Genomic DNA, 14,785 nt, shown 5'->3' with positions numbered 1-14,785 from the left:
CGTCGATAGTTCAGCATGTCAACGATAGGCCAATACCATAGCCATCCTTGTTGACCTGATACTGCAAATCCGACATTGCAAAATATACAGCTGACTTCTCCGGTTTTTGAAGTGGGTTATATAGAAAATCAATAGGGATGAAGAACGCTACAGGTTTCGTTAAAATAGCGCACGAATTTAAACAGACTGGATTCCCCGGAGCAAAGATTCCCATGTCCTCACGTCGTGAGCTTGCCAATGCCATTCGCGCCCTCAGCATGGACGCCGTACAAAAAGCCAAATCCGGTCACCCCGGCGCCCCCATGGGGATGGCAGATATTGCTGAAGTGCTGTGGCGAGACTTTATCAACCACAACCCCGCTAACCCAAAGTGGGTGGACCGTGACCGCTTTATTTTATCCAATGGCCATGGCTCCATGTTGCTCTACTCTCTGCTCCATCTGACCGGTTATGAGCTGAGCATCGATGATCTGAAAAACTTCCGTCAGCTGCACTCGAAAACAGCCGGTCACCCGGAATATGGCTACGCACCCGGGATTGAAACAACCACAGGTCCTCTTGGTCAGGGTATCGCCAACGCGGTAGGTATGGCTGCTGCGGAAAAAGCACTGGCTGCTCAATTCAACAAACCCGGCCACGATATTGTTGACCACTACACCTACGCCTTCATGGGTGATGGTTGCATGATGGAAGGGATCTCCCACGAAGTTTGCTCCCTGGCGGGCACTCTGGGGCTAGGCAAACTGGTAGCATTTTACGACGACAATGGCATCTCCATTGATGGTGAAGTGGAAGGCTGGTTTACCGACAATACCGTCAAACGCTTTGAAGCCTATAACTGGCACGTGATTCCTGCTGTTGATGGCCATGATGCAGAAGCGATCAAGGCAGCAATTGAAGCGGCTCGTGCCGAAAAGGACAAACCGACTCTTATTTGCTGCAAAACCGTTATCGGCTTTGGTTCACCGAACAAGGAAGGTAAAGAGGAGTGCCACGGGGCACCATTGGGCGATGATGAAATCAAGCTGACCCGTGAGCGTCTTGGTTGGCAGTATGCGCCATTTGAAATTCCTGCTGATATCTACCGTCAGTGGAATGCAAAAGAAGCCGGTACCGCCAAAGAAGCGGCGTGGAATGAAAAATTCGCAGCTTACCAGGCCGAATACCCGGAGCTTGCTGCAGAATTTACCCGCCGCCAAAAAGGTGAGCTGCCAGTGGACTTTGCAGAAAAAGCCTCGGCATACATCAAATCCTGCCAGCAGGAAGGTGAAAAAGTTGCCAGCCGTAAGGCCTCCCAAAACACCCTCAACGCTTACGGCCCGACCCTCCCGGAACTGCTGGGTGGTTCGGCAGACCTGGCAGGCTCCAACCTGACCCTGTGGAGTGGTTCCAAAGGTATCAAACGTGAAGATGCCGATGGTAACTATCTGTTCTACGGTGTTCGTGAGTTCGGCATGACGGCCATGATGAATGGTATTGCCCTGCACGGGGGCTTCATCCCTTATGGTGCAACGTTCCTGGTCTTCATGGAATACGCCTGTAATGCCGTTCGTATGGCGGCGCTGATGAAACAGCGTTCAATACTGGTCTACACCCACGATTCCATCGGCCTGGGTGAAGATGGCCCGACCCACCAGCCTATTGAGCAAATCGCCAGCCTGCGCATGACACCGAACGTGAATGCCTGGCGCCCATGCGATACGGTTGAGTCCGCCGTTGCCTGGAAACAGGCCATTGAGCGTACGGATGGGCCAAGTGCTCTCATCTTCTCCCGTCAGGGTCTGCCGTGCATGGCAAGAACCGACGAGCAGATCGCTCAGGTTGAACGTGGCGGCTACATTCTGAAAGCCTGTGAAGGTACGCCTGAACTGATTCTGATTGCCACCGGATCCGAAGTGGAGCTGGCCATGAAAGCCGGGACTGCTCTCTCTGAGCAGGGACGCAAAGTACGTGTGGTATCCATGCCATCGACGGATGTATTCGATGCCCAGGACGCGGAGTACAAACAGTCTGTTCTTCCTCTGGAAGTGCCTGCACGCATTGCCATTGAAGCGGCTGCTGCTGACTTCTGGTACAAGTATGTCGGGCTGGATGGCCGCATCATCGGTATGACCACCTACGGTGAGTCCGCCCCGGCAGAAGACCTGTTCCCATACTTTGGCTTTACCGTTGAGAATATTATCGCTACAGCGGAAGAACTGCTCGGTTAATGCCCTGCAGCCATCCCCGGAAAGGGATGGCTGTCCACTCACGGAACAACAAGACAATCAAACTGCCATCAGACAAATCTGCTCACGCCTGAGCAAATGCCCCACTATCCTGTCGTCATATTTCCCCTGAGATCACCTTGCTGCAGCACGGGATAACCTAAGATTAATTTCCGTGAACAGCCGTTTAACCATGAAGCCTGCCGTCAGTCATTTGGCTAACGGTTCACAGTTCCGCGCATTAGTCGGCATGCAACGAGTATTTGCGGTTCTTTTTATCTATCTACAGGGTTGGCAACAATGTACTGCGAAGAGACCTATCAGGAAACACTGTATTCAGGTTATGGACAGAATTTTTCGATCGACCGACGGTTATTTGAAACTAAAACCGAACACCAGCATCTGATCATCTTTGAGAACCGGTTCTTTGGTCGCATGATGGCCCTGGACGGTGTGATTCAAACCACCGAAAAAGACGAGTTTATCTACCATGAAATGCTGACCCATGTACCCATCCTGGCCCATGGCCAGGTCAAACGCGTCCTGATTATTGGCGGTGGTGATGGCGGTATACTAAGAGAAGTACTGCAACATACTGCCGTTAAAGAGGTCTGCATGGTGGAGATCGACCAGGCTGTAGTAGATCTCTGCCGCCAGTGGCTGCCGAATCACTCTTGCGGAGCCTATGATGATCCGAGAGTCACCCTGGTGATTGATGATGGCGTCCGGTTCGTCAACAATGCCGATACTGCCGGTAATCGCTTCGATGTGATTATCTCTGACTGCACAGACCCTATCGGTCCGGGGGAAGTCTTGTTCTCATCTGAATTTTACCGGGGATGCAAACGACTGTTGACCAATAAAGGCATTTTCGTCGCCCAAAATGGCGTGCCATTCATGCAGCTGGATGAAGTTAAAACTACCGTCCACCGATTGGGCAGCTATGTCTCGGACCTCCATTTTTACAGTGCTGCAGTTCCCACCTACACCTGTGGCATTATGACCTTTGCCTGGGGCACCGATAACCATGAAGCCCGTCACATTCCCCTGGTCGACATCGAAGCAAGGTTTGCCCTCAGCGGCATTACCACTCGCTACTACACGCCCGCGGTTCATCAGGCAGCTTTCGCCCTGCCCCGATACATTGAAACAGCCATCGCAGAATCAATGGGATAAGGATAATAAAGCAACAATGCTTTTTATGCTGAGGGTTAAGGTCGGTGATGGAGAAAAGAAAAGAGTTATCGGAAACATCGAACAAGCGCTGCTTCGGGTCTGAAGAGTTGCCCGCTGTAGATGATCTTCAATACTCTGGCGGTGCTGAGTGGGAACAATGGAACGTTAATGAAGCACGTTCCACCTATAACATCCGTTTCTGGAGCCAGAACCATTTTGACCTGAATGACCAGGGTCATGTAACGGTAAATATCAAGGGGACCCCACCGGTCGAATTGAACGTCATTGCCCGTCAGCTTAACCGCCAGGGTGTATCAATGCCGGTACTGGTTCGCTTTCCACAGGTCATCCATCAGCGGGTAGATAATCTGTGCAACGTGTTTAACCATGCCATCAGTGAGTACGGCTACAACAACCGCTATCTGGCTGTTTACCCGATCAAGGTCAATCAGCAACGGACGGTGGTTGAAGATATTTTAAGCAGCCAGACATCCAGCAAACATCCGCAGTTGGGCCTGGAATCCGGAAGCAAACCGGAGCTTTTGGCGGTTCTGGCCCTGGCGAAACGGGCCAGTTCGGTGATTGTCTGTAACGGCTACAAAGACCGGGAATATATTCGCCTGGCCCTGATCGGGGAAAAGCTGGGTCATCAGGTTTATATCGTTCTGGAAAAACTCACCGAACTGGACATAGTGCTCAGTGAAGCGGCCAGCCTGGGTGTCCGGCCCCGTCTGGGGCTTCGGGTACGCCTGGCTTTTCAGGGCAAAGGAAAGTGGCAGGCCAGTGGTGGAGAAAAATCCAAGTTCGGTCTCTCCGCCAGCCAGGTACTCCATGTCCTGGACCGGTTAAAGCATTTTCAGCAACAGGAGTGTCTGCAGCTACTCCACTTCCACCTGGGGTCCCAGATTGCCAATATCCATGATGTACGCAAGGGCGTCAGTGAATGTGGTCGTATCTATGCCCAACTGCACGGTATGGGAGTTCCGATTCAGTTTGTTGATGTGGGCGGTGGCCTGGCGGTGGACTATGAAGGTACCCGCAGCCAGAACACCTGCTCAATGAATTACAGCCTGCAGGAGTATGCCAACAATATCATCTATACCCTGGGCGATATCTGCCAGCAGTATGATCTGCCGGTTCCGGGTATCATTTCAGAGTCGGGCCGTCATCTGGTAGCTCACCATGCGGTGCTGATTACCGATATCCTGGGCGTCGAAAGCTATGAACCGGAAGTGCTGCAGCCACCCGCCGAGGACGCTCCCCTTCTGCTGCATAATATGTGGAGCTCCCGGCAAGACTTGCGTCACAGCCACAGGGAACGTTCCCTGGTCGAGATTTATCACGATAGCCAGGCCGACCTGGCGGAAGTCCATACCCAATTTGACATGGGACTGCTTGGACTTGAACACCGTGCCTGGGCAGAAAACATCTGCCTGAACATCTACCATGAACTGAAAGCCCAGCTCTCCCCCCGCAACCAGGCCCATCGCCCAGTGATTGATGAACTCAGTGACAAACTGGCAGACAAATTCTATGTAAACTTCTCCCTGTTTCAGTCCCTGCCCGATGCTTGGGGCATCGACCAGATCTTTCCGGTCATGCCGCTGTCCGGCCTGGATCGCCCCCCGGTCTGCCGGGCAGTGATGCTGGATATCACCTGTGACTCCGATGGCGTTATTAATCACTACGTAGACGGCCAAGGCATAGAAACCACCCTGCCAGTACCTCAATGGCAGCCGGAAAATCCATTTTTGATCGGGTTTTTCATGGTGGGCGCCTATCAGGAGATTCTTGGCAATATGCACAACCTGTTCGGTGATACCGATGTCGCTTCGGTACGCATCAACGGGCAGGGCGAAGTGGAAGTCACCGATTACCAGGCTGGCGATACCGTGGAAGATGTGATGCGTTATGTCAACCTGCAGCCAGAAAGCTTTCTTCGTACCTACCGGCAGCTGGTTCGGGAATGCCTGCCACCGGGGCAGCAACGGGCCATACTGGCAGAACTGGAGTCAGGGCTCCGGGGCTATACCTACCTGGAGTTTATCGGCGGGAGCCTGCAGTGATGTTTTTTGAAGGCTCGGAAAAGAAACTGGAGATGGTCATCAACAGGGAGTGGGGCTCGTTGCTGGCCATGGGAAGAAGCTTCTGGTCAAATGTGGTCACCAGGGCCAAAGCAGAGATTCTGGACACGCTCAGTAACGAAGAATGTGATGCCTATCTATTGTCTGAGTCCAGCCTGTTCGTCTGGCATGACCGGGTTGTGATGCTGACCTGTGGAACAACCACCCTCGTGGATGCTGCCCTCTACTTACTTGAACAGGTACCTCTGGAGCATATCCGCTTTGCCAGCTTCCGGCGCAAAAACGAGTACTACGCCCATCTTCAGAAGACCTCCTTTATGGACGATGTTAACCGGCTTGGCTTGCATATGCCCGGTTGCGCCTTTCGCCTGGGCAATCTGGATAGCCACCATAACTATGTCTTCCATCTGGATAAACCCTATGAGCCTGCTGTCGATAACACCACCAGTGAATTGCTGATGTACCATATCCGAGGTGAAAATGCCGACTACCTGTGCAGTGAACATCAGAAGATTAAACACATTCGTCGTTTGCTAAAACTGGAAGAGCTCTTCCCGGGCTTTGCCCTGAGCGACTGGCTGTTTGAACCCTCAGGTTACTCTGTGAATGCCATTCGGGATAACCGCTATGCCACTATCCATATCACACCACAGAAAAACAGCTCATACGTCAGTTTTGAAACTAACCTTGATCTGGTCAACTCGTCGATTGTGCCCACACTGCTGAAGCAGTTGAATCCGGGCTGCTGGGACCTGATCGGTTTTAATCCTCTGCTGCCGAAGAAAGTGCCGAAGAAAGTGCCGAAGAAAGTGCCGAAAAAAGTGCCGCTGCCAGAAAAGACACCATACCAGTGCCTGTCAACCTGTGAAATTCAATTAAGTTGTGGCTACCATATGGTCTTCAATCATTTTCAGCATCCAGATCACAGGAAAGTACAGGCCGAAAACTTATGGCGGGCAGAGTAACCGTTCAATCACTGCTCAAGAGATTCACAGAGAGTAGAAGCCATGCTTTTCCTGGATTTTTAGACAACAACCTTCGCTTAATACCCTTCCCGGGACTCAGTAAACCCCTGATACCGATAACTGAGAACCGGTCATTTTTTTAAAAAAGTCTTCCATTCCTCTGTTGTAAGTTCTTGGTAAGTACTATTTATACAAGTGTACTTATCTATTTATTGCTTAATAGTTTTATGAAAGAATTATTTATAGCCGTATAAACTATAAATCGATGTAGTTACCTTTTCGCTATCAACCATTGCTTTAGCGGACAAGACTCTCCCTCTTAAATGACAAACCAGTGTCGTACACTCCACAAGGCACTACAGCGGTTCGGCTCTTAAGTCAGAAGTACTGGCTATCACGCAACTTTTATGTAAATGCAGTCCCGGCCATTTCGGAACGGATAAAATCTTTCTGAGAGCTGTAACTATTCAGCACTGAGCAAAGGCATATTACAGTAATTCCGAACAGCTCTATGAAGTGATTGATATATGTCCATTCCCTGTTTTCTGGCAGACGACAAATAGCTGCGAATCCGTGCAAACATAGAACCACCGTCTGCACTCCTGAAGCAGCCTGAGATTTTCTGCTTTAACTTGGCCATTCGAACATCCCGCTCACTGCCATTGTTATCGAAGGGAATGGTAAAATCTGACATGAAGCGCAGTGTCTCAGCCTTGAACTCAGTGAGTCGTTTGAAGAGATTGTAAGCTTTAGTATTCTTGACTTTCTTGCGCTTAAGCTCCTCTCGTTGCTTCTCCATATAGACGACTTCTTTCATTAGAGCCCGCTGAAGCAACCGGTCATAAATCTTCTCGATTCGTTCACAGACAACACTTGGCATCTGTAGCATACCTATGGTCTTAAAGCCCTTGCAGTAATGCCAGGAAAGCCTCAGTAGCTTCATCAATCGCAACGCCAGTTGATTGCTGTCCCTATCAACAACACCCAAAAGCTCCCTCAGGTGATGGGCATTGCAAAGTACGTGAGTTGCCGCATATGCAAAATAGGATTTCCAATGATCATGAACCAGAACGCCTGCAAATGTTAGCAGTATGCCCATCGTGTCCATGGCCTCACGACCTCGCTTTTCAGACAAGTAGTAGAGCGTCCATTGTTCATCCCGCATAACGTGTAGCCAGTGCAAAGAGCCCTCGGCCCGCATACCCGTTTCATCGGCTCCGGCAACAGACGATTCCCGCAAGGCGTCACGAATAACCTCTTCAGTAGAAGCCAGATTTTCATAGGTTCTGGCCACAAAATTGGCGACAGTGCCTGCACTTACACTCATTTTATAGAGAGTATTAAAATACTCTGACACGCGCTTAAAAGGCAGGAAATGGTATTGGTTAAGATAGACGGCCATAGCCTGTGTGGCTGAGCCATATTGTGCGGCAGCGGTAACACCTTCCGGGAATTCAGCCTGATTCCGACAACCACAAGTGCAGATTTTTACTTCAGCTCTATGGGCCGTTACTTCAAATTCACCCGGTCTCCCTGGTTCAAACACCTGTCGTTCAATATATTTGACCGGCTCACTATCAAGAAGAGACGCCTGACATTTATTGCATTCTTTAACCGGAAGGTACTCAATATAGTCAGGGATATCGACCTGTTTAAGACAAGTGCCCTGATGCCCTTTCTTTCCACCGGCTTTATTACCAGAAGACTGTCTCAGACTTTTAGGATTGGGTTTTTCATCCGATGGATCGGTACCTTTATCTGCGGAAAGGTCGTCAGAATGATCTGGAGAATTACTGTTTTTACAAGGTTTTTGATAACCATCAGACGATGGCGGCTTGCTGCTGTTTTGACTGTTCTTGCCAACCTTTTCTTCCAATTCTCGACATCGCTCTTCCAGACAGGCAACTCTCATCCGCAGCTCTGCATTCTCTTTCAAGAGAATCTCAGCCGACATAGTTGCGGGTAGTTCTGGAATCATGCTGGCGAATATTGTGGAAAAATGGTGCTTAAGAGGATGGTATAAAAATCAGAAAATTCCAGATTTATGTGGGGGTGCTGAACAGTTACTGAGAGCTAAAGGAAGGCCCTTGGCTGCCCGACATCATGAGCCTGAAAAATGACAACGTTAACTCATCTTGGGAAAAAAAAAGAAGACAGGAGTGAACGTTTATTCCTGATTCTTACCCTGGGGGCACTAACAGCCCTTGGACCGCTGGCCATTGACCTTTACTTGCCCGCCTTGCCCGCCATCGCAAAAAGTATGGGTGAGCCATTAAACCGAATACAGTACACATTGAGTGCCTATACCATTGGCTTTGCCGTCAGCCAACTGGTGTGTGGCCCGTTATCGGATCGATTTGGCCGAAGAAAGGTCATGTTCCCGGGAATCATTTTTTATATATTGACCAAGGCTCTATTTTGATTACGAACTGCTCTACAGTGAAAACTGACTGTAGGTCACGAAAAACAAGGATTGGGCAACATTACCGGACAATATGCTGACAACCTTTGTAGATAAAGGGCTTCAGCAATGTTCAACCCAGTAGCAGTCTGAAATCCTACAAGAGCCTTGACCAATATTCTTGCCGCTCTCTGCACCAGTGCCACCCAGCTGATTATTGTGCGGGTACTTCAGGCCATGGCCGGAGCAGCCATCATGGTGACTATTCCAGCCATGATTCGGGACCTGTTCCCCAGGGAACAGATTGCCAAAGCACTGTCATCCATTCTCATGGTTATGACCGTGGCGCCATTGGCTGCGCCGCTTATGGGCGGACAGATTCTCAAGTTCTTTGGCTGGCAGAGCCTGTTTATCTTTCTGGCCATTGCCGCTGGTCTGTCGCTGATTCTGGCTTTTGTCCGGGTTAAGGAGACACTGCCAGAGGAAAACCGACTGATGGTGTCTCCAGTACAGCTGGTATTGAATTACTCCAACATCCTGAAAAACCGGGAAGCGATTGGCTGTATCCTCTGCCATTCCTTTTTCTTTGGTGGCATGTTTGCATTTATTTCCGGCTCTCCCTTCGTCTACATCGAGCTGTTTGGCATCCCCGCTGAACAGTACGGGCTTCTGTTCGCCATCAATATCCTGGCCATGGGAATCGCCAATATGGTGAATATCCGCCTGGTTGAGCGGTTCAAACTGTTTACGATTCTTCGTGGCGGCAGCCTGACCGCATCAGTCTGTGCAGCTCTGCTCTTGCTCAACACCGTCACCGGCTTTGGCAGCCTGCCCGGGCTGATGATCCCAATTGCCTGCTATATCGCCTGTATTGGCTTTACTGGTCCTAACTCCAATGCCCTGGCCCTGTCCCACTTTCCAAAATCGGCAGGTACGGCAAATGCTCTGGCAGGTGCGCTGCGTTTTACCTCGGGGGGTATTGCCTCAGTATTAGTCGGTTATTTTCATGATGGTACAGCCATTCCCATGGCCGCCGTGATGGCTGGTTGTGGAATACTTTCTGTTGCTTCACTGCTGCTGGTGAAGAAAGAAGGAGAGATGGAGACACCTGTTCCAGTAGGCTGAGCAGTAATATCAAGGCGCAAAAAGCAAGGAGGCTCAGTTATTAATTTCAACAGGGCTATTTCAGAGTTCAAGGTTCAGGGGCTCTGAAATAGCTCACTTCACCCATATTTTTTCAATCAGTTCTGTTTAAATTATTTTGACATTCCTTAATCGCTTCATCATTGTTACTTTCGCCAGATAGCAGGGAAAATACGGTTAAAACGAAAATCGACCCATAGAGCGCCGCTGCAAAAGGAAAGCCAGCAGCCAATGCAGACACAAAAGCAACGCCTGACAGAAAACAGGTCACCCCTTTGAGCACCTGGATAACGCGGCCAAGCCACTTGCCGGGACCAACAGATAAAGAAATCGAGTCTTCCTGAGCGGCTCCCACACCATTTTGGGCAGGTATTGGGTTTCCAGAAATCATCAATCATTCTCCGTTATTTTTCGGTACAATGCCTGACGCCAACAACAGCTGGAATCATCAAGCAATGACCTACAGGATAGCCATTAACGGGTATGGACGAATCGGCCAGTGTGTGCTGCGCGCACTTTATGAAAACGGTTATCGTGACAATCCTGTTCACGGGATGGAAGTGGTTGCCATCAATGAGCTGGCCAATATCGACACGCTGACCTACCTGACGCGATACGATACAACCCACGGCCGTTTTCCGGGCCAGGTGTCTGCAGACGAGACCCACCTGTTTATCGGCGATGACCGCATTCGGGTTTTGAACGAGCCGGATCCCCGGGAAATCAACTGGCAAGACCTGAACATTGACCTGCTACTGGAATGCTCAGGTTCATTTAATGATCGGGCAACCGCAAACCTCCACATTGAAAAAGGCGCTTCCCGCCTGCTCTTTTCCCAGCCAGCAAAACCCGACGTGGATGCAACCATCGTTTATGGTATCAATGAGGAACAGCTAAGCCCTGAGCACCGTATCGTTTCCAGTGCATCCTGCACCACCAATTGCATTGTACCGGTTCTCAAAACATTGAATGACGCCCTGGGCATTGAATACGGCACCATGACCACCATCCATTCAGCCATGAATGATCAGCCGGTTATTGATGCCTATCATCAGAACGATTTGCGTCTGACCCGCAGCGCATTGCAATCAATCATTCCGATTGACACGGGTCTTGGCAAAGGGATTAACCGTTTGCTGCCTGAACTCAAGGGACGATTTAAAACCAGTGCCATCCGGGTTCCCACGATCAATGTTTCCTGTATTGACCTTACCGTTCAAGTCAGCAAAAACACGTCAATAGTCGAAATCAATCGTGTCCTGCAGCAGGCAACCTATGGTCGCCTGGAAGGCATACTGGGCTTTACCAATGAGCCTCATGCTTCTGTCGATTTCAACCACGACACCCGGTCCTGTATTGTTGACGGCACTCAAACCCGGGTATCAGCCAACCGTCTCGTCAGGCTACTTTGCTGGTTTGATAACGAATGGGGGTTTGCCAACCGAATGCTTGATGTTGCCGGTTGCTGGTTAGGAACAACTGTTGCTACTTAAAGCATGACCGATTATTCAAATACCATTAACGTTTTTAAACAACATCCACCATAATAGTTGTGACCCTTCGAAAACCCTTGAAACACCGCTTGATTCAAGTCATTAGAGCGTATCAATGAATACCTGAGGCGTAATTTATATGCTATTGTCCCGACGTTTTTTCGTTGTTCCCTGATTTTTTGGACTTCGGTTATCCCCGGCAAATTTCTTCAGGGTAAGCATTAATACACAGTGCTTGCCACTGAGAAACTCAGCCATGAGTGAATATCAAGAGGGCTCCCCATGAACGTTTTAAAAATGACCGATCTGGACCTGGCAGGCAAACGCGTACTGATCCGCGAAGACCTCAATGTTCCGGTAAAAGACGGCAAGGTGACCAGTGACGCCCGTATTCTGGCGTCCCTGCCAACCATCAAACAGGCTCTGGAAGCCGGTGCTCACGTTATGGTGACCTCTCACCTCGGCCGCCCTACTGAAGGTGAGTATGAAGAGCAATTTTCACTGAAACCCGTCGCCGATTACATTGGTAATCTGCTGGGCAAAGAAGTTCGCCTGGTGAAAGACTGGGTAGATGGTGGCTTTGACGTGGCCGCCGGAGAGCTGGTTATTCTGGAAAACTGCCGTTTCAACGTCGGTGAAAAGAAAGATGACGAAGCCCTGTCCCGGAAAATGGCGGCCCTTTGTGATATCTATGTTATGGACGCCTTTGGCACCGCACACCGTGCCCAGGCATCCACTCATGGTGTTGGCAAGTTTGCCGCTGTTGCCTGCGCTGGTCCACTGCTGGCGGCTGAGCTGGAAGCACTTGGCAAGGCCATGGATAAACCGCAACGTCCAATGACGGCGATTGTTGGTGGCTCCAAGGTTTCCACCAAGCTGACGGTTCTTGAGTCTCTGTCTGGCGTTTGTGACCAGCTGATCGTTGGTGGCGGTATCGCCAATACCTTCCTGGCGGCTGCCGGCAAAAATGTTGGTCAGTCGCTCTATGAAGCAGACCTGATCCCCCAGGCCAAAGCCCTGATGGATAAGTGTGACATCCCGATGCCTATCGATGTGATCTGCGGCAAGAAGTTCGATGAGAACGAGCCAGCCATCAAGTCGGTTGACGACGTTGAAGATGACGACATGATCTTTGACGTGGGCCCTGAAACCCAGAAACTGTTTGCCAACGTTCTGACCGCTGCCAAGACCATCCTGTGGAATGGTCCGGTGGGTGTTTTCGAGTTTGATCAGTTTGGTGAAGGTACACGTTCACTGTCCATGGCCATTGCCAACTCTGACGCTTTCTCTATTGCTGGCGGTGGCGATACTCTGGCCGCTATCGACAAGTACGGAATTAAAGACAAAGTGTCGTACATATCTACCGGTGGCGGTGCCTTCCTTGAGTTTGTCGAAGGTAAGGTTCTGCCTGCGGTAGCCATGCTCGAAGAAGCAGCCAAACGTTAATCAATCGATGAAAAAGGCCGGAAGCAATTTATTTTCTTCCGGTACCTCCCCTCCTCCCATTGTTTACTTGCTTCCCTGATAAAATAGTCTTTCCTTACAGGACACTGCTGCTCATTGAGTATTGTCTGAAGCATTGAGTCCTGTAGAATGATTCCGTTAAACAACTGTAGATCGGATGATCCTATTGGTTACAGAAACTTCACCAAAAGGATTGAATATGTCATCTAAGGAAACCGTTTTGAAACACGGATGGTATCTGCTGAAAACCAAACACCGGGAAGAGATTCGCGCCCAGGATAACCTTGAGCACCAGGGCTTTGAGGCTTATTGTCCGCTTATTCAGGAAAAAAGTGCTCGCGCTCCCTTGTTTCCGGGCTATTTGTTCATCAGGTTAGGCAAGAAAGACCTTCCCTCTTATCACAAAATCCGTTCAACCCGGGGAATCATTCAAGTTGTCCATTTCAACAGGATCAGTCAAAAGCTCTATAATGAAGGGCGACTTCCCCAAGGGGATCTGGGGCAGCTACTACCCAGGCCGATACCGGATGGTGATCAGCTGATCGACCAGATTGAGGCATTTGTCTGGAAACACAATGGCTGCATTCCTGATGAAAAGCCAACCTCCATCCGCTTCAAACAAGGTGAGTCGGTACTTTATGACAACCCTCTGTTCCGACACCTTGAAAGTACGTTTGTAAAAGGTGTAAACATGGATCGCGGCATTATTCTCATCCAATTCATTGAAAGCCTGCGTACTGACGATGGCATTAAGGAACAGGTTGTCGCCATTAAAGAGATAGAAGTTCCTTTGAAAGACCTGCAGAAAGTTGCTGAAGAGGGTTAATGGACAAACTGAAGCTTATCTCTGATATGCGCCCGCTCTCGTATGGTCTGATGTCCCCACAACCTCACGAACAAGCGTACTTTAAGTATTACAACATTGATCTGGAAAACAGCATCGCTGATATCCAGCATTACCTGGGGTATATAAACAGCACGGATTACCGCATTGCCTGCCACTTATACACCAGGGCTAAAGCCAAAGGCTCTGTATTTCTGCTCCATGGCTACTATGACCATGTCGGCCTGTTTGAGCATATTCTCCGCTTCTTTCTGGAAGAAGGTTACAACGTTCTGGCCTACGATCTTCCCGGACACGGGCTTTCCAGTGGACAACCGGCCACCATTGAAGACTTTGAACACTATCGCCTGGTTCTGGAAGAGGTAATGCATCACACCGGGTCAACACTCCCCGGGCCATGGCTGGCGTATGGTCAAAGCACGGGCTGCGCCATTATCACAGAGCTGCTGAATCACTGCACCAGGCAAGGCATGCCCATGCCTTTTGAGCAAGTGATTTTCTCTGCACCACTGGTTCGGCCCTGGTTATGGCAGCTCAGCCGACTCCAGCTGTATCTGGTCAGGCCATTTATTCGCCAGATTCCCAGGAAGATCAAAGATAACTGCCGGGATAAAAACTTCCTGAATAAAGCACACAATGATCCACTGGCGCCAACCGTGTTACCCACACAGTGGGTCTCTGCTTTGGATCGCTGGATTCGAAAAATTGAGTCATCTGCCGAGCAAATCCCGTTAAGCCCGCTGATCCTGCAAGGCACAAATGACACCACCGTGGATGGACCCTACAATATTCAGGTTTTAGGGCAGCTGTATCGCACTCCCAGAGTACTCTGGCTGGAAGATGCCCGACACCACCTGCCCAATGAACTCACAGAAACCCGGATTCATTATATGCAATGGTTAGCAAAAGAGTTGAATGCAAGGAAGGCAGAGAATTGAAGATAAAAATTCCAATCAGATTGAGTGTATTGTTGATGGTGCCCGTTGTTGCACTAATTGCATAGAACCC

The 14,785-nt window shown here is 49.9% G+C and carries 13 protein-coding genes; 11 read left to right on the top strand and 2 right to left on the bottom strand.

Going from position 1 to position 14,785, the window contains the following annotated elements; all coding sequences use genetic code 11:
* Positions 1-212: 212 nt before the first annotated feature.
* The 4 genes from tkt (at position 213) to MJO57_RS00345 (ending at position 6,432) form a co-directional block, all read left to right on the top strand.
* The gene (gene tkt, locus MJO57_RS00360) at positions 213-2,210 is read left to right on the top strand and encodes a transketolase (protein ID WP_252026870.1); all 1,998 of its coding nucleotides are present in this window, start codon (positions 213-215) and stop codon (positions 2,208-2,210) included.
* Between the two features lie 297 nt (positions 2,211-2,507).
* A complete protein-coding gene (speE, locus tag MJO57_RS00355) occupies positions 2,508-3,383 on the top strand; it encodes a polyamine aminopropyltransferase (RefSeq protein ID WP_252021992.1) in 876 nt (291 codons plus the stop codon).
* Between the two features lie 47 nt (positions 3,384-3,430).
* A complete protein-coding gene (gene speA, locus MJO57_RS00350) occupies positions 3,431-5,449 on the top strand; it encodes a biosynthetic arginine decarboxylase (protein ID WP_252021990.1) in 2,019 nt (672 codons plus the stop codon).
* Positions 5,449-6,432, top strand: a complete 984-nt coding sequence (locus MJO57_RS00345) for an S-adenosylmethionine decarboxylase proenzyme (RefSeq protein ID WP_252021988.1) — start codon at positions 5,449-5,451, stop codon at positions 6,430-6,432. Before speA ends, MJO57_RS00345 begins: the two co-directional genes overlap by 1 nt.
* Positions 6,433-6,895: 463 nt before the next feature.
* On the opposite strand, the gene MJO57_RS00340 is transcribed toward MJO57_RS00345, so the two are convergent.
* Positions 6,896-8,410: an IS66 family transposase gene (locus MJO57_RS00340; RefSeq protein WP_252017330.1), complete on the bottom strand. Its 1,515-nt coding sequence runs from the start codon at positions 8,408-8,410 to the stop codon at positions 6,896-6,898.
* On the opposite strand from MJO57_RS00340, the gene MJO57_RS00335 reads away from it, so the two are divergent.
* From MJO57_RS00335 to MJO57_RS00325, 3 genes are all read left to right on the top strand, one after another.
* Positions 8,409-8,552, top strand: coding sequence for a hypothetical protein (locus tag MJO57_RS00335; protein WP_252021986.1), 144 nt, complete (start codon positions 8,409-8,411; stop codon positions 8,550-8,552). The genes MJO57_RS00340 and MJO57_RS00335 overlap by 2 nt on opposite strands.
* Complete coding sequence (locus MJO57_RS00330; RefSeq protein WP_252021984.1) at positions 8,549-8,854, top strand: MFS transporter; 306 nt, start codon at positions 8,549-8,551, stop codon at positions 8,852-8,854. Before MJO57_RS00335 ends, MJO57_RS00330 begins: the two co-directional genes overlap by 4 nt.
* Positions 8,855-9,001: 147 nt before the next feature.
* Positions 9,002-9,958, top strand: coding sequence for a Bcr/CflA family efflux MFS transporter (locus MJO57_RS00325; protein ID WP_252021982.1), 957 nt, complete (start codon positions 9,002-9,004; stop codon positions 9,956-9,958).
* 112 nt (positions 9,959-10,070) lie between these two features.
* Here MJO57_RS00325 and MJO57_RS00320 read toward each other — a convergent pair whose 3' ends face one another.
* The gene (locus MJO57_RS00320; protein ID WP_252021980.1) at positions 10,071-10,367 is read right to left on the bottom strand and encodes a hypothetical protein; all 297 of its coding nucleotides are present in this window, start codon (positions 10,365-10,367) and stop codon (positions 10,071-10,073) included.
* Positions 10,368-10,431: 64 nt separating this feature from the next.
* Between MJO57_RS00320 and MJO57_RS00315 the strand changes: the two genes are divergently transcribed.
* The 4 genes from MJO57_RS00315 to MJO57_RS00300 all read left to right on the top strand — a co-directional run bounded on the left by MJO57_RS00315 (position 10,432) and on the right by MJO57_RS00300 (position 14,715).
* Positions 10,432-11,469, top strand: coding sequence for a type I glyceraldehyde-3-phosphate dehydrogenase (locus MJO57_RS00315; protein WP_252021978.1), 1,038 nt, complete (start codon positions 10,432-10,434; stop codon positions 11,467-11,469).
* 282 nt (positions 11,470-11,751) lie between these two features.
* The gene (locus MJO57_RS00310) at positions 11,752-12,915 is read left to right on the top strand and encodes a phosphoglycerate kinase (protein WP_252021976.1); all 1,164 of its coding nucleotides are present in this window, start codon (positions 11,752-11,754) and stop codon (positions 12,913-12,915) included.
* A gap of 217 nt (positions 12,916-13,132) precedes the next feature.
* Positions 13,133-13,759 (top strand): transcription termination/antitermination NusG family protein, encoded by a 627-nt coding sequence (locus MJO57_RS00305; protein ID WP_252021974.1) that lies wholly within the window; start codon positions 13,133-13,135, stop codon positions 13,757-13,759.
* Positions 13,759-14,715, top strand: a complete 957-nt coding sequence (locus MJO57_RS00300) for an alpha/beta hydrolase (protein ID WP_252021972.1) — start codon at positions 13,759-13,761, stop codon at positions 14,713-14,715. Before MJO57_RS00305 ends, MJO57_RS00300 begins: the two co-directional genes overlap by 1 nt.
* The last annotated feature ends 70 nt before the right edge of the window (positions 14,716-14,785 follow it).

The organism is Endozoicomonas sp. SCSIO W0465 (assembly GCF_023716865.1).
Lineage (GTDB): Bacteria > Pseudomonadota > Gammaproteobacteria > Pseudomonadales > Endozoicomonadaceae > Endozoicomonas.
This window is presented reverse-complemented; position numbering and strand designations above follow the sequence as displayed.